General features: G+C 33.7%; 15 protein-coding genes and 2 pseudogenes. 14 read left to right on the forward strand and 3 right to left on the reverse strand.

Annotation, left to right across the window (positions count from 1 at the left end):
* Positions 1 to 25: 25 nt before the first annotated feature.
* Positions 26 to 1,174 (forward strand): phospholipase A, encoded by a 1,149-nt coding sequence (locus AC4CVF_RS06280; protein WP_336950775.1) that lies wholly within the window; start codon positions 26 to 28, stop codon positions 1,172 to 1,174.
* Between the two features lie 406 nt (positions 1,175 to 1,580).
* Here the strand turns inward: AC4CVF_RS06280 and AC4CVF_RS06285 are convergent, their stop codons facing one another.
* Complete coding sequence (locus AC4CVF_RS06285; protein WP_419327336.1) at positions 1,581 to 3,452, reverse strand: ABC transporter ATP-binding protein; 1,872 nt, start codon at positions 3,450 to 3,452, stop codon at positions 1,581 to 1,583.
* 170 nt (positions 3,453 to 3,622) lie between these two features.
* Here AC4CVF_RS06285 and AC4CVF_RS06290 point away from each other — a divergent pair, with 170 nt between their 5' ends.
* On the forward strand, positions 3,623 to 3,931 hold the full coding sequence (locus AC4CVF_RS06290; RefSeq protein ID WP_336950779.1) for a hypothetical protein: 309 nt from the start codon (positions 3,623 to 3,625) through the stop codon (positions 3,929 to 3,931).
* A 681-nt stretch (positions 3,932 to 4,612) separates the two neighbouring features.
* Positions 4,613 to 4,950, forward strand: a pseudogene (locus AC4CVF_RS06295) (C40 family peptidase); the annotation flags it as partial.
* A gap of 177 nt (positions 4,951 to 5,127) precedes the next feature.
* Here AC4CVF_RS06295 and AC4CVF_RS06300 read toward each other — a convergent pair.
* Positions 5,128 to 5,403 (reverse strand): hypothetical protein, encoded by a 276-nt coding sequence (locus AC4CVF_RS06300; RefSeq protein WP_490789092.1) that lies wholly within the window; start codon positions 5,401 to 5,403, stop codon positions 5,128 to 5,130.
* A 1,087-nt stretch (positions 5,404 to 6,490) separates the two neighbouring features.
* On the opposite strand from AC4CVF_RS06300, the pseudogene AC4CVF_RS06305 reads away from it, so the two are divergent.
* From AC4CVF_RS06305 to AC4CVF_RS06350, 10 genes and pseudogenes are all read left to right on the forward strand, one after another.
* Positions 6,491 to 6,952 (forward strand): annotated as a pseudogene (locus AC4CVF_RS06305) (GNAT family N-acetyltransferase).
* A 784-nt stretch (positions 6,953 to 7,736) separates the two neighbouring features.
* Positions 7,737 to 8,279, forward strand: a complete 543-nt coding sequence (locus AC4CVF_RS06310) for a Csu type fimbrial protein (protein ID WP_490789093.1) — start codon at positions 7,737 to 7,739, stop codon at positions 8,277 to 8,279.
* A 56-nt stretch (positions 8,280 to 8,335) separates the two neighbouring features.
* Positions 8,336 to 8,890, forward strand: coding sequence for a spore coat protein U domain-containing protein (locus AC4CVF_RS06315; protein ID WP_490789094.1), 555 nt, complete (start codon positions 8,336 to 8,338; stop codon positions 8,888 to 8,890).
* Positions 8,891 to 8,901: 11 nt separating this feature from the next.
* Positions 8,902 to 9,417 (forward strand): Csu type fimbrial protein, encoded by a 516-nt coding sequence (locus tag AC4CVF_RS06320; RefSeq protein WP_490789095.1) that lies wholly within the window; start codon positions 8,902 to 8,904, stop codon positions 9,415 to 9,417.
* 19 nt (positions 9,418 to 9,436) lie between these two features.
* Positions 9,437 to 10,237 carry a fimbrial biogenesis chaperone gene (locus AC4CVF_RS06325; RefSeq protein WP_490789913.1) on the forward strand — a complete coding sequence of 267 codons (801 nt, stop codon included), beginning with the start codon at positions 9,437 to 9,439 and terminating at the stop codon, positions 10,235 to 10,237.
* Positions 10,238 to 12,748 (forward strand): fimbria/pilus outer membrane usher protein, encoded by a 2,511-nt coding sequence (locus AC4CVF_RS06330; RefSeq protein ID WP_490789096.1) that lies wholly within the window; start codon positions 10,238 to 10,240, stop codon positions 12,746 to 12,748.
* Positions 12,745 to 13,767, forward strand: coding sequence for a Csu type fimbrial protein (locus AC4CVF_RS06335; protein ID WP_490789097.1), 1,023 nt, complete (start codon positions 12,745 to 12,747; stop codon positions 13,765 to 13,767). The genes AC4CVF_RS06330 and AC4CVF_RS06335 overlap by 4 nt, the downstream gene beginning before the upstream one ends.
* A gap of 360 nt (positions 13,768 to 14,127) precedes the next feature.
* Positions 14,128 to 14,727 (forward strand): resolvase, encoded by a 600-nt coding sequence (locus AC4CVF_RS06340; protein ID WP_490789098.1) that lies wholly within the window; start codon positions 14,128 to 14,130, stop codon positions 14,725 to 14,727.
* Positions 14,728 to 15,012 (forward strand): hypothetical protein, encoded by a 285-nt coding sequence (locus AC4CVF_RS06345; protein ID WP_490789099.1) that lies wholly within the window; start codon positions 14,728 to 14,730, stop codon positions 15,010 to 15,012.
* 1,366 nt (positions 15,013 to 16,378) lie between these two features.
* Positions 16,379 to 16,582 (forward strand): hypothetical protein, encoded by a 204-nt coding sequence (locus AC4CVF_RS06350; RefSeq protein WP_490789100.1) that lies wholly within the window; start codon positions 16,379 to 16,381, stop codon positions 16,580 to 16,582.
* Positions 16,583 to 16,594: 12 nt separating this feature from the next.
* On the opposite strand, the gene AC4CVF_RS06355 is transcribed toward AC4CVF_RS06350, so the two are convergent.
* Positions 16,595 to 16,834 (reverse strand): DUF2171 domain-containing protein, encoded by a 240-nt coding sequence (locus AC4CVF_RS06355; RefSeq protein ID WP_336950780.1) that lies wholly within the window; start codon positions 16,832 to 16,834, stop codon positions 16,595 to 16,597.
* A 592-nt stretch (positions 16,835 to 17,426) separates the two neighbouring features.
* Here AC4CVF_RS06355 and AC4CVF_RS06360 point away from each other — a divergent pair.
* Positions 17,427 to 17,957: a hypothetical protein gene (locus AC4CVF_RS06360; RefSeq protein WP_336950781.1), complete on the forward strand. Its 531-nt coding sequence runs from the start codon at positions 17,427 to 17,429 to the stop codon at positions 17,955 to 17,957.
* Positions 17,958 to 18,086 lie beyond the last annotated feature (129 nt).

The following is an 18,086-nucleotide window of genomic DNA, read 5'->3' on the forward strand; positions in this document are numbered from 1 at the left end:
CTATAAATTCTTTCTGGAGAATTCTATGTCGTTCAAAAATTTTGAACGTACACCATTAAATCTGAGCATCTTAATGATGCTCAGTTTTGGTTTGGTGACCATTGTACACGCAGATGATACTGCACAAGTAAATCCTGCAAGTACACAAGCCTGTGTTGCACTCGAATCTAACGCTGACCGTTTGGCTTGTTACGATAAAATATTTAAAACGCCTGCGGTTGCTCCGCAAGTTTTGGTGTCAGAGCAACGTGCTGCCTTAGATATTCAAAAAGCCAATGTTGAACCTGAAACACTAAAAGACAAAATTACCCAGACAGCTGAAAATTTATTTGCAATTCATGGTGATAAAATTGATCCCAACACCTCATTACTTGATCGACGTTGGGAGCTTTCAGAAGATAGTAAGTTAGGTACATGGAATATTCGTGCGAATCAACCTGTATATTTACTTCCTGCATTTTGGACCAGTAAGAAAAATGAATTTCCACAGAGCCCAAACCCCCAAAATACAGTGGAAGAAGATCAAAATTTAAAGTCTATGGAAGCAAAATTCCAGATTTCTTTAAAAACCAAAGCTGCTGAAAACGTGTTTGGAAATAATGGTGATGTTTGGGTAGGATATACACAATCTTCTCGTTGGCAAGTTTACAACAGTGAAGAGTCCCGTCCATTTCGTGAAACAAATTACGAGCCTGAAGCAAGTTTAATTTTTCGAACCAATTATAATTTATTGGGTTTAAATGGACGTTTATTAGGTTTGACGTTGAATCATCAGTCAAACGGACGTTCTGATCCACTTTCACGTAGCTGGAATCGAGTAATTTTAAATCTTGGATTTGAAAAAGATAATTTTGCTTTGATGGTGCGTCCGTGGTATCGCATTGAAGAAGATTTTCAGGATGACAATAATCCTGATATTAAAAATTATATTGGTCGTGGTGATTTAACCGCATTCTATCGTTGGAATGACAATGATTTTTCTTTGATGCTACGTCATTCTTTAAAAGGTGGAGATGATTCACATGGTGCAGTGCAGTTTGATTGGGCGTTCCCTATTAAAGGGAAGTTACGTGGTCATTTTCAATTGTTTGATGGATATGGCGAAAGTTTGATTGATTATAATCACCGTGCGACCTATGTTGGACTAGGTGTTTCATTAATGAACTGGTATTAATCATTTAAAATAGCGTTGATTGGCTAGATTTAAATAAGAAGCTGTCTTTATATAAGGCAGCTTTTTTGTTTTTGATTTATACGGAAAAGTTGTTGTTTTATCTGGATAAGTAAGCGGAAAGCTCAAGAGTACTGTTTTTATATACTAGTTTAAATATTGCAATAACATAAGTAATAATTTGAGTACAAATGATGGAGGGTATTTAATCATATCAAAATAATCAATTCTGTTGCCTCGTCAAGCCGATTAATTCTTGATTCTAAAAATATAATCATTGAACTGCATGTTGTAGCTAAAATATATCCAAATAAGGCTATGATGTATACTTAATCAATAGAATAGACGCAATAAAAAACCACGTTATTTTTAACGTGGTTTTTATAATTTGGCTATTTAAACGCTTTATTTATGAAGCGCTGACTGTTGAGTCTTCATCTTCAGTGGTTTTCTGTTCAGGTTCAACTAAAAAACCACCCGTCTGCCTATGCCATAAATGCGCATAAATACCATTTTGTGCAATAAGCTCTTCATGGGTGCCTTGTTCTGCAATTTGACCTTGATCTAGCACAATCAAACGATCCATTTGTGCAATGGTTGAAAGACGATGGGCAATTGCGATCACGGTTTTCTTTTGCATTAACTCATCTAAGCTTGATTGAATTGCAGCTTCAACTTCGGAGTCTAAGGCACTAGTTGCTTCATCTAAGATTAAAATTGGCGCATCTTTTAAAAATACACGTGCAATGGCAATACGCTGACGTTGACCACCCGACAGTTTTACTCCACGCTCACCAACATAAGCATCATAGCCAGTACGACCTCTTAAATCTGAAAGTTGTGGAATAAACTCATCTGCTTTGGCTTTTCTTACTGCTTCATACATTTCTTCATCAGTCGCATCAGGACGACCATATTTGATATTTTCCGCAACTGTACGATGTAGCAACGAGGTATCTTGGGTGACAAGCGCGATATTTTTTCTTAAACTGTCTTGAGTGACTTCCTCAATATTTTGACTATCAATGGTAATTTTTCCCTCATTAATGGTATAAAAATGTAGAAGTAATTGAATTAAGGTGGATTTTCCCGCACCAGAACGTCCAACAATACCAATTTTCTCGCCAGGTTGAATGTTTAAGTTGAAGTGATCAATTACTTTTTTGCTATTATAGGCAAATGTGACATCACTAAATTTAATATTGCCTTCAGTCACAACAAGTGGTTTGGCATCTTCTTTGTCTTGGATATTGATCTGACGGCCTAAGGTTTGCATACCATCTTGAATTGTTCCGACATTTTCAAACAGGGCAGAGGTTTGCCACATCATAAATTCAGCCATACTATTGAGTTTAAGAATCATGGCTGTTGTTGCCGCAATGACACCAATCGCGGCTTGCCCCTGTAACCATAACCAAACAGCAGTACCTAGAACTCCAAAGAATAAAACGGCGGTCAGCAAATTGATGCAAAGTTCGTATGCAGTGCCTAAACGCATTTGTTTGAACACAGTACGCATAAATTCTTTCATTGATTCTTTTGCATATTGACTTTCACGGCCAGCATGGGCAAAAAGTTTCACTGTCTGAATATTCGTGTAGGCATCTGTTACTCGTCCGGTCATCACCGCACGCGCATCGGCTTGTTCTTTAGATATTCGTCCTAATCTGGGAATGTAAAATAATGCTGCACTCACAAACAGTGCCAACCACAATAAAAGTGGAATCAATAGAATAGGGGAAATTGAGCCCAATACTATACTGATGGTGATGAAGTAGATGACAACATAAGTCACCATATCGCCTAAAATCACCCAAAACTCACGTACTGCTAGCGCTGTCTGCATAACTTTTGCAGATAAACGACCTGCAAAGTCATTATGAAAGAAGTCTAAGCCTTGGCGTAACATAAGATTATGAAATCTCCAACGCAAACGCATTGGAAAACTACTGTATAAAATCTGATGTCTGATAATAGATTGCATACTGGCAAAAAAGATATTTGCCAATAAAATACAGCTTAAAAAGATCAAATTTTCACGATGATTCACTAAAAAGTCTTGAGGTTTTGACTGAGTCAACCAATCGACTAAATGTCCGATTTGTGAAAAGAATAAGGCTTCAAAAGATGCTGTTGCAGCAGTGAATAATATTAAAATCAATAAATAACGCTTAACACCAGTCGCAGCTTGCCAAACAAATGGAAAGAACTTAGTGGGTAATGGTTCGTTTAAACCTTTCGACGGATATGGATCTACTAACTTTTCAAACCATTGCAGCATAGTTTACCTAACTTTATGTGAATTACTTTAACAATTATGAGTTTGCAAAAATTTACTTTCTAAACAAGACCTTACATGAGATGCAAGTTTAGTTTTGAACATGTGAAAACCTATGTGAATAATAAGTTTATTACGCCATAATTAATAAAGTAGGAATGGCGTAAATAATTATGGGTTCAATTAGACAAAGAAGTCTTACCGATGGCACTATTCGTTATCGAGCTGGAATTAGAACTAACAGAAAAGTCTATCTAGTTTTCATTGAAAGCAAAACATTTAACCCTCGTAGAATAGCAGAAAAATGGATTGAAGATCGTAAAAAAGCGATTAACCTTAATCCTAATATATTAAATGGTCATTCTGATCTGATAAAAATGAGTTTAGGAAATGTTATAAAAATATTTAGAAGAAGTAAAAGGTGTATATATTATCTCAAAAATAAATACTTTGAAGCAGATACAGAAATTTGCAATTGCTAAGTTAACTATTTCAAACTTAAGATCAATTGATATATCAAACCATGTTAATTTGCGAAAAAATGGTAATGTCGAATACATTTGATAACTGTTGCTTGAAGTACAATTCAAAATGAACTAATACTAATAAGGGGAATTCTGACTCATGCAATGATTATGTGGGATATGCAGATATGGCAAGTGAACTGGTACTGCAAATTTGTGCCTTGACTGGTGAAGTAAGCTGAAATGCTCGTGAAATTGAAAACATGTCTTGTCTTACCAATGCGAAAACCCAAGAATATTAAGAGAGGACATTTGCTTCGAAAAATCAGTAAGTGTAAGCCAAGAAAAACTTAGCGAAACCGTGAAGGATGTCAACGATAAGTTTGGTGATTTTATGCAAACTGGTGGCGGAGAAATATCAGATTTCTTCGAGAAAATTACACCTTGAGTTGGCATAACAGCTAAAGAGTTTCAGGACTTATATGGGTATTCATTTTGTGAGTCATCTAGTTGAAAAGAAGTTAGACAATAAAATTAATAGATAACTGGGAACAGTCACACAAACTTAAATCAGTACAGATTGGCGCATGAAACGCTATTTTTTGCTTTAAGTTTATTCTCTTAGGATTTTAACTCTATAGAATGTTATCCCTCAGGAAGTTAAAAACTCTAATCCTGAACAATGCAAAGAATACGTGGTGTTTAAAAACTGCTGGTGTAGTGTATCCAAAGCATTGGTATCGGGCTCTAGGTTATGTAGGCTAAGGATCTAAACTAACAAAACCAGCCATGGTGAAGTAGCCAATAAAAGCCGTAGCGGTGGTGGTCATTTCTGCTTTGTAGCAGGTCGGGATAGTAATTCAGGTAAGTTGGATCTGCATTGGTGGAAATCAATCAAATATGGTTTGATATGCTTTATACAACGAATCTGATTTTAAGAGTTCCAGCGGTACAGCAAAACGAATAAGGCAGCAGAGTCACGGTATAAGCTTCTAGTATTGAGTGGCGTTACAGAAACTCAGGTTACGGAAGTATAGGTTTAAAGGCTCTGATTATGAGGGCTTAATTTAATAATCTATACGTATCTTATTATATATTGTATTTAATAATAGCTGTTATAAATAAAATAAACTGTGACTTTATGAATTTTAAGAATAATTTTTTTATTTTTTTATCTAAAATCCTTTGTATAACTGTTCGTGTAACAGAAAAATTTATTGCAATAGAATAAATGCTTTCACCTTTTTTAAATTTTTCAATAATTTATTTTTTCTGATTTTCTGATTTTCTGATTTTCTGATTTTCTGATTTTCTGTTAGAATTTCCGGCCTTCCAGTTTTTTTGACAACTTTATTTTGCTTTTTAATATTTAATTGAGATAATTTTTCAAATTCAATACATAATTTTAAGAAATATATAAAAAATAATTTCATATCTCCATTGATTTCACTTTTTGAATAATCAAAACATATCAATCGAATTTTTTTCATTAATTTATTAGTAATAAATAATATTTATTAAAAACTACTCCCTAAACAATCTATACTTATTATTACTAATAGATCATCAACTTCTAAGGCGTAATTAATCAATTTTTAAGTATATCCCTAAAATATATAGACTTATTAACTGAAATTTATTTAAAAACAATCTTTTTTTTGAATTTTATAAACATATTTATTAAAAAAGAAAGAAATTTTAACGTTTCAAATTTTAAATTTGGATCAATCCTAACATGAGTATATGCACGCATATTAATACTCCTAAATTAAAATATATTAAAACTATTGAAATATTTCAATATGGTAGATATAATATTTATAAAATCTATAACTTTAATAATGAGGTTTTAGTGATTTATTTAGCCTATCATGTCGAATTAAAGCTATTTTTTCTATATTTCATACTTTAGATTGCTGAGAGCACTTATTACTAAAAGCAAACTGAGAGCCATATTTAAAGATTAGAATATTTTAAAAATATACTTTAATTCATTATCTGTAATTATTTTTTACAACAAGTTGATTTATATAGTAATTATATAAATGGTTAATGATTGATAAAAAATCACCACTTTATCCTCAAATAATCTTATGCTTATTGATGATTGAATAAGATATTATTTAATATTTATATCACTGAAATTAGGTATTTTTAGATTTAATTTTAGAACTAAAAAATTTAGCTTGTTGTTTAAATGTAGGCTGAATAGCTCTTTTAGAATTTCTTACTAAATGTGATATTAAGAATTATACTTTTAAGTCCGCCTTTACAGTAAACGTAATAATCTCCGTAAACTCCTTTAACACGAATCAAAGCAAGGGCAAAGAAAACTATCATTGAGTACAATACCAGCGATGACTTATTCGAAAAGTGCATCAATGAATATCGAATAGTGGCAAAAAATACTGATGGACACGTAGCTGATGCAGAAAGATTGAGTGAGGTATGGCCCCCGGAGCGAGAGCTGAATAACGCCTATTATGTTAAATGACAAATAGATGGCTATTTATTTGTAACTTTGAAATATTTATTTTAACACGATTGTTCAATAATTTTTAGGCTAATTGAATATTTATGAGAATATTAAAATTATTTGATTTTCCTAGGTATTTAGAAAAAGCTCCAGTTTGGTTTTTAGATAAATGGGGTGTTCCTGCTGAGATATATAATGAGAGCATACAAACCTCTATTGATCATAAAGAAAGTATTCCTCAATGGTATATAACTTTAGATGCAAGTCAGAATATTATTGCTGGATTTGGAGTAATTGAAAATGATTTTCATGAAAGAGAAGATTTATCCCCAAATCTATGCGCTTTATATGTAGAGACAAATTATAGGAATTTAAATATTGCAAGAAAACGATTAGATTGTTTTAAAAAAGATATATGAATAATGCATTTTAAGAGGCTATACCTGATTATTGATCATGAAACATTTTATGAAAAATGTGGATAGGATTTTCTAACTAGGGTTCAAGAAGATGAAGGTAGGGTAGTTCGAATGTATGTAGCGGATTTTTCAGAACCTATATAGGGAAATTTGAAAATTATACTAATGCATATTAATCCTAAAGATTTTCTAAAATTTAAAAAATACGGCTTATACCCCCAAACAACAATTCAATACATTAATAACCAAATAACTACTTAGCCCAAACTCTTAAAACTCTAGTCAGTGCAGGGAATCACGCTTTGGATCATTGATACTGTTGCTAAATATAATGAGTGTAGTGCTCTGAATGATGCAATAAATAAATTAAAACAAATAAATTACAAATCAATATGAAATTTTTATAAAATTGATTTTGGGGATTATTCAATTGACGCATATGAAGCATCATTTGGATTTTCATTATTTGATTAGGCAGGATAGTATTTCTCAGCAACTGAATATTCTTTACATGAAATCATCTCAATACAAACTTATTGTTAGGAGTAGGAGTTTTTTGACTATAGAGTGTTTTTTAATTTCAAGCTCATAAGGTTTACAATATTTTTAATGTCTATTCACAGATTTTTATTAGTTCTATTTTCCTCTAGAGAATATTTTTTAATATAAAAAGTAAATTTAGATTATTGATATTTCAAATTATTATTAAATCTACAATGGGGTTTATGTTTTTATCTATGTTTTAAACTTATTTAGTGTTTAAATCCATAGTTTTAAATATTTGATCAATAAATACAAAAAGATAAAGTTACATTTTTTAATTCTAAATAAACATTAATTGAACACTAATTCATCACATGCAAATATGTCGATGCTTTCACACTTCTTGTGTAAAAGTTAATAAATAATGCATAACTCGGGATTAAATATGAATATTTTAACAAAAGTAACACTTACTGTATTGCTGACCACAGGGTATATCGCATCTTCACAAGCTCAAGCTGCGGTTGCTGGTCAAGTGGATGTCAAGCTGAATGTTTCAACAGGCTGTACTGTCGAAGGTTCTAAGGTTAGTGGAAATATTAATCAATTTGGTACATTAGATTTTGGTAAAACTTCTGGTACATGGACTAACGTTTTAACTGCTCAGGTAGCTTCATCTGCTTCTGGCACACCTCTAACAGTAAAATGTGATGGTACAAAGCCGGTTGATTTTACTGTGGCAATTGATGGTGGTCAACGCACTGATCGTAGCCTTAAAAATACAGCCGGTGCGGATACCGTGAGTTATAACGTCTACCGTGATGCAGCACGTACAACTGTGTATGCGATCAACACACCTCAAACTTTCACAGCTGCTACTGGAACATCTCAACCAGTTCCAATCTTTGGTGCAATTGCTGCAAACAGTGGAACTGCAAAAGCACAAGGTGATTATACAGACACTTTATTGGTGACTGTGAATTTCTAATCAGTATACGTGTGAACAGGTTTGTTGTTGAACAGGCCTGTTTTTAGGAGGTGCGTATGCAGTTGTTGATTAAACAATGTGTAGGATTTTTGGCTTGTTTCCTAGTTTCGTCATTAACTACCGCTGGGCAAGTGGCAGCTAAGCTAAATCTACAGTTGGAATTACAACCATCATGTGAAATTAATAATCAGTCTGTCTTTGATGGAGCAAATGGTTTGAATTTGGGGCAATTGGATTTTGGCAGTACATCAGCCTCTTTTAATAACATTAATGAAACCAGTTTAAGTAATGGTTCAACATCGGGATTGACCATTCAATGTCCTGGCAATTCTCCGATAAAAGTTACTTTTGGTGCAGGACAGAATGACAGCAAGGTTCCAGCCCCTTTTAGTGCAAATTATTTCCGTGCTATCAGTAATGGTACCGATTTCCTTGCCTACAACATCTTATATGGCACTGCTCGGGAAGTGTTAAAGCCGAATCAGTCCATCACTTTGACCAATAATGGTCAACCACAGAGGCTTAATCTTATAGGCCAAACTGTCAATAATGGTCGGCCAGTCTCGCTTGGACAATATACCGACACTATTCCAATTACCATTGAATTTTAAAGAACAAAATCATGAAAAAAATAGGTTTAAGTGTTCTGCTGATTTCGATTGTTCAAAGTGGATTTGCTGTTGATCCCGTAAAATCAGCAAGCTTTAAGGTAGAGGCAATTATAGCGAATGGATGTGGTTTAAATAATACCGAACAATTACTTGATTTCGGTCGTCATCCTGTTGTGACGCAGGGGCAGTTAAAAGGATCTGTGATCAATACTGCGCAAAGCTGGAATATCCAGTGTACAGAGCGTCTACCTGTCCTGATTACACTAAATGGGGGAGATAACTTTTCTAACAGTTCTCGGCGGATGAAAAATGTACAGCAGAATGAATTTGTATCCTATCAGCTTTACCAGGACAGCTCTTTAAAGAGTGAATATGCCAGTGGGAATAGTTACTCACTGACGCCAACCACTGCTTTAAATCCGCTATTGAACTTTTCAATCTACGCTGTAGCAGATTTGAATAATAACAATCAACCACGATCAGCAGGCCTTTATAAAGATACGGTCGCAATTACGATTACATGGTGATTCTATGAGCTTAAATAAAATGAACATATGGTCGAGCAGGACTTTCTCAGCAGCCGCAATATTGATGATGACCTCACCTGTATTCGCACAGGCTACTTTTTTAATCTGGCCAATTTACCCTAAAATTGAAGAAAACGAAAAAGCCACTGCGGTATGGCTACAAAATACTGGTAACTCTGATGCCATGGTACAGATTCGGGTATTTAAATGGGATCAGAATCATCAGCAAGATGCTTTTGAGGAGCAAACTGAGATTATCCCAAGTCCGCCGGTGGCAAAGATCAAAGCCGGTGAAAAGCATATGTTGCGTTTAACTCGGGCAACCTCAGTACCAGATACAAAAGAACTTGCCTATCGAATTATTGTTGATGAACTGCCGATCAAGCTCAATCCAGAAAACGATAAAGAAGCCTCGACAGTCAGTTTTCAGATGCGTTATTCAATTCCCTTGTTTAGCTATGGCAAAGGACTTGGCAGTGGCTTGACTGAGCTTTCACAAAAAACCAATGCGAAAAATCCTTTGGCTAAACCGATATTAAGCTGGTGGGTCAAAAATAATGAACAGGGGAAACCTGAACTTTATATTCAAAATACCGGTTCAAAATTTTCACGACTTTCAGGAATTAAATTGACTCCAACTTCAGAACAAATGGCTTTTGGCAAAACTGCCTTTGGTTATGTGTTGGCAAACAGCACCATGAAGTTTGATCTGGACAGCAAGATACTCAACAGCCTAAGTGATCAAACAAGCTTGTATGGAATCGACAGTTCAGGGGTACAACAGGAGTTGATTGAGATTAAAAAACAAGGAGGGAGATAAATGGGTTATTTATCTGGTTTAAATTCACCTTCTTTTTTATGCAAAAGCCTGACCTTTATATTGATCTCGAATATCCCAATGTTGAGCTGCAATGTGTATGCAAATGGCTTACCTCCACCACCGAGAGATGTTTCAGAAGTGAATAGCTTATTTAAGCTCTATCTGGACTTGGTGATCAATCAATATTCGACGCGACAAGTGATCCCCGTCATTGTCAAAGGAGATCATTATTTTATCCAGCAATCAAAACTGGATGAATTACAGATTAAGCTACCTGCAGATGCCCTACAGCAACAGACCGAAAAAAACCTGACTGATCTGGATGTATTTACTCTAGGCTTTTCGGGCAAGGCCTTGGATTGGGTCAGCCTCAATCAGATTCCCGAATTGAAGTATGAATATAATTCAGCACAACAGTATTTTAGTCTAGATCTTCCAGCCAGCTGGATGCCGGTGCAAATACGTGGATTAGACTCCTGGTATCAACCTGAAACAGCACAGTCGGGTATTGGTTTATTAAATAACTATGACTTTTATACCTACCGCCCAGAGAATGGTGGCTATAGCAGTACGCTATTTACAGAACAACGCTTTTTCTCACCTTATGGGGTACTGAGAAACTCTGGGGTCTATAGCAAAACAGATTTTAATTCTGTTGAAAAAGACTCAAATCAAAATAATGATGGCTACCGTCGCTATGACACCACTTGGCAATATGATGACCCAGTCAGGGTATTTTCATTTTTAGCGGGTGATGTAATTACCGGAAGTAAAAACGCCTGGGGAAGTTCAGTGCGTTTAGGTGGATTACAACTCCAGCGTAATTTTGGTACTCGCCCAGATTTGATTACTTATCCTTTACCGCAGTTTAAAGGACAAGCGACCTTACCAAGCACCGTAGATTTATTGATCAATGGACAGAAAGCCAATTCAACTGATGTGCAATCAGGCCCCTTTATTCTCAATAATGTTCCGTTTATCAATGGTAAAGGCGAGGCGGTGATTGTCACCACGGACAGCGTGGGTCGTCAGGTGGCCACCTCAGTGCCATTTTATATTTCGAATACTTTGCTTAAACCTGGATTATTGGATTATTCGGTGTCGATGGGGCAAATCCGCGAAGATTATGGAATCAAAAACTTTTCATACGGCAAGTTTGCAGGTTCAGCGGATGCACGTTATGGGATCAATGATTGGCTCACTGCTGAAGGGCGGGTTGAACTTTCAGATTCAATTCAGTTGGCTGGACTGGGTTCAGTGCTCAAGCTGAATCAGTTTGGTGTGTTAAGTGGTTCGGCAACTCAGAGCTGGGCTGATGCTGAATTTAATCGAGCAAACAACCAAAATCTCAAAGGAAATCAATATACTTTAGGCTATAGCTATAACCAAAAACGTTTTGGATTGAGTCTCAATCATACCCAGCGCGATCAAGCTTATTATGATCTTTCGCGTTTGCAATATAGCAATTTGATCTCAGCCAACAGCAATAAGAGTTGGGTTGCCAATACTTATTTTGCCACAGATAAGTCAGGTACTTTTGGAGTGGCCTATATCCAAACCAAGAACCGCGACATTAAAAATAAACTGATGAACCTGTCGTGGGCACCAGTATTACCGTCCTATCTACGTGGTGCGACAGTGTCTTTAAGCGCTAATCGAGATTTTGTGGAAAAAGAGTGGAGTGCTGCATTTCAGTTGTCAGTTCCATTTTCCAAGAGCAGATCTACAGCCAGCCTAGGCTACAGCCAACAATCAAGTGGCGATTATGGTTATATCAACTATAACCGTAGTGCACCATTGGATGGTGGTGTTGGTGTTGATTTAACTCGACGCTTTAATGAAAACAGTGATGATTTTAATCAAGCCCGCTTGAGCTACCGAAACCAATATTTTAATACCGATATCGGTATGTCGGGTAGTAATGACTACAACTATTGGTTTGGACTGTCAGGTTCAGTGGTGTTGATGTCAGGCAATGTCTTTGCTGCCAATCGATTGGGTGAGTCTTTTGCTTTAATTGATACCAACAAAGTTGCAGATGTACCCGTACATTATGAAAACAGCTTGGTTGGTCGTAGTAATGCGAAGGGTTATGTCTTTGTACCGTCAGTGACCCCGTATTACGCGGCTAAATATAGTATTAACCCCATAGACTTACCTTCAAACTTTAATGCGACTCAAGTTGAAAATCGGATTGCAGCAAAACGTGGTTCAGGTGTTGTGATTGGCTTCCCTATCAAAAAGTCTTATGCGGCAAATGTGTCTTTAGTACAGAGCGATGGGCAAGCGATTCCAGTGGGTGCAATGGTACATCGTCCAGATCAAACATCGAGTTATGTGGGGATGGATGGGATTGCTTATCTTGAAGATTTAGCAGCAGAGAATACGATAAGAGTTCAACTGCCAGATCAGCGCATATGTGAAGCAAACTTTTCATTGGATTTAAAACAAGCACAGCAACAAATTGCAGTGATTAAGTCGGTTGTTTGTCATGAGGTGGCTAAACCATGATTACTTTAAATAAAATAATACCAGCAGGTCTATTATTCTCTGGATTAATATTGATTAATGCTCAAAGCCATGCAGAGTGTGATGTTAATTCGAGTGGTAAAGTTTCTATGGGGCAAGTTCCTTCAATTACTCTGGCAGAAAGTGGAGTGGCATCTAATCAGTTTAGTGCAGGCTTGAAGTGTGAAGGATTTAGTTTAGCTTTCGCAAATATTACTTATCTGAAGTATCGAGTTGATCAGATACCAGTAAACTATATAAATAGTGTCACTGGTGAACGTCTTACTATAAATTACTTAGATACTAATAAGAATCCTATAAATCTTGGTAAAGAAGTAGAAATGAATACGTTTTCACTGGTTAATTTTTTTAATGGACCAGAAGGCTCATTACCATTTTATGCAAAGATTAATCCTGGACAAACTGTATCGCCTGGGATATATCGAGCTGAAACGCCATTTAAAGTCAAATGGTATCACTCTGTGCCAGCTTTTGCATTTATAGGTGCCGGGCTCTTTTATGAAAGCCCAGGCTTTAATAGAGGTTTTTTGGGTTTTGGTTTTAATTGGGGGACTGGTAAAGATGCATCATTGGATTTGAGTGTTGAAGTTTTACCTGATTGTCGCATTGCGACCAATGACGTTAACTTTGGGACAGCTCCTTTTGCGACAGCTTTTAAACCAGTGAATACCTCGATGGGAATACGCTGTTCTGTAAAAACACCATATTATGTAAGTTTAAATAATGGTTTATATCCGCAAAATGGCAATCAACGTGCAATGAAGTCTAATAATGGCAATAATTATTTAACATATGAAATTTATAAAAATGCAACGACAGAGCGTTGGGGTAATAATGCAAGTGAGAGATGGTCGAGTGCCAATGCAACTACAAACGCAGGAAACTATAATGGTATAACGCAACAAAGTTATGCATTTACAACAAAAATCCTAGAAACCAATCCTGATAATTTACCTGCTGGAAATTACAACGATACAGTAACTATTCAAGTAGAGTTTTAAGCTATGTTAAATATGTGGAGTATATTTTTTTAAATGAATATTATTTTGTTAATAAAATATTGTATTTTATTGGCTAAAATAGAACGTAAAGTTTATCTTAATTAATTTTTTTGATTTTTTAATAAGTGAGGTATTTATGGTGTTTAAAATAAGATATTGTTTTATATATTTTATTTATTAAAATATTGTATTGAATTATTTTTAATTTTATTAATATTACATTTTTATTACAGTTAAATAATTGAAATTTAAATGTGTTATTTATTTTTTTAATATGCATTTTGTCGTAAATGGGTATTGATAAATAGAAATTAAGAATATAATTTTATTGTTTCAACTTATAGTATTATGGAATGTTAAGTGCGAGTCTATGCGTATTATCGAATCGATGATCTTAAAGTGATTAATGATTGTGATGTATATTTATCATCAAATATTAGTTATGAAATACCTAAAAGTAGGGTGGTTTATGAACAGGTTAAAATTGATATACCAGTTAAATATAGAGACAAATTTATAAATTTAATTAATCACTCTATGGAGAGTGGAGATATGCTGTTTATTAATGATTTAGATTCCTTGGGTAGTGATTTTAATGAAATTGATTTTAGTTTAGGCTTGATTTTTAAAAAAAGAATAAGATTAATATGTTTAAGATTTTCAAAAAATGAAATTACTGGAGATATGAAAAAAATATTTATTCATTTTATTAAAATGAGTTGTGAGTTTGAAGAAAATCTTAAAAAGTCTAAAAAAAGTAATAAAAATAATAAAAGTAATAAAGAGAAAGTAATCGGAAGGCCTGAGATTTTAGATTCGAAACAGAAATCTGAAATTATAAAGAAGTTTAAAAAAGGTCAGAGTGTTTATTCTATAGCAAAACAATATGAAGTAAGTCGAACGGTAATTCAAAGATTGATATCTCAGTCATGTAATGCAATAAAAATAAAGGAAAATTAAATGAAAGTTACTGAAAATTTAAAAATAAGTAGATTAGCAATAGCCCAAAATAAAAAAAATCCTAAAAAAACAACAATTGTTAAAATTTTATATTATAGGACAGTGAAGTCTAATAATGTTAATGAAATTAAACTCAAAGATTGTGTGATAGAAATACAATCACTAAGTGGTGTTTTAAATTATGAGGTTTTAGAAGTCAGTTTCAGAGAAGGAAAAGTTTATTTTTTAAAAAAAGATCAATTGTATTTTATCGAAATTAATAGGTCTTTGTTTAATTATGTTTGAATTTATTTAATATGTAAGGATAAATTTATGTAAGTGGAATGCTTAAATGTTTTAAATTGGATTGTGTTTATATTACGGATATACAATTTTTCTTTCTCTATAATGCGCTACACTTTCTTGAAATTTTCAATTGTTTCCTATATATAACATTTTTCATCAATAATTTATTAGATTAATCTAATATCGAACTCTTACAGCAGAAGTTTATTTTATTGAAACCTGTTGTGCATATGGACCAACCATTGCGGAAATTACTATGGTAGCTTTCGTAATAAATGAAATATCACCAAGCCCATTACTTGATATTACATAATTTAAGTTTTAAGGAGTGAGTAAAACAATACAATGATGTTTAGTTTTTTTAAGTTATTGTTTTTAAGATAAATTTAATTTAATTTAATTTAATTTAATTAAAGCGGATAATAAGTTTATTTTGTTAATATTTACGCCATAATTAATAAAGCAGAAATGGCGTAAAATTATGGGTTCAATTAGACAAAGAAGCCTTACTGATGGCTGAAATTAGAATTAACAGAAAAGACTCCCAGCTTTCATTGAAAGTAAAAGATTCATCTCTCGTAAAATAGCAGAAAAATAGATCGAAGATTGTGAAAAAGCGATTAAACTTAATCCTAATATATTTAATGGTCATTATGATTTGATAAACTAGAATCGAGATAAGAGTATTGATAAATATGTTTATGTATCCAGATGTTCGAGTAAGAATACTAAAATATGCTTTTGGTGATGAATTAACAATCATACTTCGAACTATCGCATCTAACTTTAAAAATGCAAGTAGAATATTGGAAATTGAAGATTAAAAAATTCATGATTTCAGACATGAGGCATGTGGTCAACTGAGACTAGCCTGACAATTCTTCAAATACAAAGAGTATGCCTAAATTCCTCTTGGTAAACATTACAAAGATATATTTCAGTTGAAAAACGATTTTAGCCTTTAGAGTTTAGTAAGTTGTTAGTCATTATTGATGAAGGCTAACATGGTTCTAAATGCTTTAGTTTGATAGTCATCATTTAGGTTTTTAGCTAATTCAGTTTTATGTGAACCATAAATGTGTATGTTTACTTTTCAATCTTAAACACAGTAAATGGAAATTGTAATTGAAACAAATTACATTGCATCAAACATTAGGAAATAAACTAAGCGCAACGAGTTTTGAAAGCCAGGTGAATGAAATAGATGCATGTATGTTGTGGTTATATAGATTCACCAAATTAGGCAAACCGAAACCCGAGGTGATTCTCAAATTTAAGTTGCTTAGGGACTTTTGAACATTTCAATCTTTGTGCAGCACGGCAAATAGGCACTAGCACTGAACACACCAATACAAGTGGTGACTTATTGGAAAAGTCCATCTGTAATTATCGAGAAGTGGCAAGAGCAGTTGATGCCGAAGCATTAAAGGAAGCATGGCCTTCGGAGCGAGGACTAATTAATATGGGACCAATTATGTTAAATTTGATAATTTCTACTTATAAAATCGGTAATATAATGATGATAAAAATGCCAATCAAATTGATTGGCATTTTTGAAATAGCAAATTAATTTAGGTAAAGCCTACAATGTTTGCCACTGATTTCTTACTTCTTCTGAATTTTTATTCAAAATTACATTTCCATCTTTAATTTCACTCACCCAACTTAATGGAATCAGGTGATGTTCATTATGTTCATCATCACTTCGTGTCAATTTAATGGAATCTTTTCCCTCAAGATGATCGACTTTACCGATCTGTGTACCACATGAAGCAATTACTGAAGCATGTTCTTTAATATCGTTAGCATTAACGTTACTCATAATGTTTGCCTATTTATTGTTCAAGTTGAGATACCAGTCTAAAACTTAAAAAAAGATAATGATGTAAGTATTTTTAAGCTTTAAGTTTTATTGAGTTAAGAATGTAAGGTTTAAAGAGTTATTTAATTTAAAAAATTATATTTGTAAACAGATATAAAACTAATGGTAATGTGATTTTTTTCTCACTTGCTTTGATATATTATGTTTGGTTCCTTTATTTTTTGTGATGCAATTATAATTTAAAAACTTTATTGAGAAGTATATGATTATTCGCTTTGATTTTAATGATGTTGTTGAGATATTTTATTTTAACTTTATGTTTTATAATTATTTATTTTTAATTTATCAAAGTGAGGTTTTAGTGTTTTATATTGTAATTTAATGTTTTTTATTTAAGAAGTTTTAAAAGCGATAATATTCAACAGTGCTGTGGTTTTGAACATGTTTTATTTTAATTTACTTAATTCTGTTTTATACAAACTGTTCTTCAAACTATAACAAATAGTAATATTGAATGAAAATAATTAATCTAGGATGATTATCGTTGACTGAGTATCTGGATTAATAATTTTTATCAAATAGAGGATTAAATATGTCAAATTCTAATATAGATAATGAAGTTGTTCAAAATATGAGTAAAGAACAACGTAAGCAACTAAATGCTGACCCTATTTCAGGTGAGCCAGGAGCTCACCCAATTGGCACAGGTGTTGGTGCAGCAGGTGGCGCAGCAAGTGGTGTAGCTATTGGAGCCGTTGGCGGACCTGTAGGTGCTGCAGTCGGGGGAGTAGTAGGAGCAGTTGTTGGAGGATTAGCAGGGAAAAGTATTTCTGAAGCTGTAAATCCAACAGATGAGGATGTTTATTGGCGTGAGACTTATAATACGCGGCCTTACTTTAAAGACACGGTTAACTTATATGATAATGTAGATTACGATCGTGATTATCGTGATGCCTATCAACTAGGGTACACTTCTAGAAGCAATTATCCTTATGAAACAAAATTTGAAGAAGTTGAAGCTGATCTTAAGCTTCAATGGGAAAAGACTAAAAGAGAGTCTCGTTTAAAATGGGAAGAAGCAAAACATGCAGTTAAAGATGCTTGGGAAAGAGTAACACGTTAACAGATGCTCGAAAAAGTAGTCCTTCAATGTAAGGGCTATTTTTTCAAGCATTTGTTTTATAACAACATTTTATACTTTCACCTACTTCTATAAACAAACACAAGTAATCAGGATGTTTCTGTGCCATGC

The sequence above is a fragment of the Acinetobacter sp. LipI_19 genome, from assembly GCF_058242925.1.

Bases quoted from the DNA above. Each gene is read 5' to 3' on its own strand.
- AC4CVF_RS06280 (WP_336950775.1), top strand. From the start codon at position 26: ATGTCGTTCAAAAATTTTGAACGTACACCATTAAATCTGAGCATCTTA.
- AC4CVF_RS06285 (WP_419327336.1), bottom strand. From the start codon at position 3,452: ATGCTGCAATGGTTTGAAAAGTTAGTAGATCCATATCCGTCGAAAGGT.
- AC4CVF_RS06290 (WP_336950779.1), top strand. From the start codon at position 3,623: ATGGGTTCAATTAGACAAAGAAGTCTTACCGATGGCACTATTCGTTAT.
- AC4CVF_RS06300 (WP_490789092.1), bottom strand. From the start codon at position 5,403: ATGAAAAAAATTCGATTGATATGTTTTGATTATTCAAAAAGTGAAATC.
- AC4CVF_RS06310 (WP_490789093.1), top strand. From the start codon at position 7,737: ATGAATATTTTAACAAAAGTAACACTTACTGTATTGCTGACCACAGGG.
- AC4CVF_RS06315 (WP_490789094.1), top strand. From the start codon at position 8,336: ATGCAGTTGTTGATTAAACAATGTGTAGGATTTTTGGCTTGTTTCCTA.
- AC4CVF_RS06320 (WP_490789095.1), top strand. From the start codon at position 8,902: ATGAAAAAAATAGGTTTAAGTGTTCTGCTGATTTCGATTGTTCAAAGT.
- AC4CVF_RS06325 (WP_490789913.1), top strand. From the start codon at position 9,437: ATGAACATATGGTCGAGCAGGACTTTCTCAGCAGCCGCAATATTGATG.
- AC4CVF_RS06330 (WP_490789096.1), top strand. From the start codon at position 10,238: ATGGGTTATTTATCTGGTTTAAATTCACCTTCTTTTTTATGCAAAAGC.
- AC4CVF_RS06335 (WP_490789097.1), top strand. From the start codon at position 12,745: ATGATTACTTTAAATAAAATAATACCAGCAGGTCTATTATTCTCTGGA.
- AC4CVF_RS06345 (WP_490789099.1), top strand. From the start codon at position 14,728: ATGAAAGTTACTGAAAATTTAAAAATAAGTAGATTAGCAATAGCCCAA.
- AC4CVF_RS06355 (WP_336950780.1), bottom strand. From the start codon at position 16,834: ATGAGTAACGTTAATGCTAACGATATTAAAGAACATGCTTCAGTAATT.
- AC4CVF_RS06360 (WP_336950781.1), top strand. From the start codon at position 17,427: ATGTCAAATTCTAATATAGATAATGAAGTTGTTCAAAATATGAGTAAA.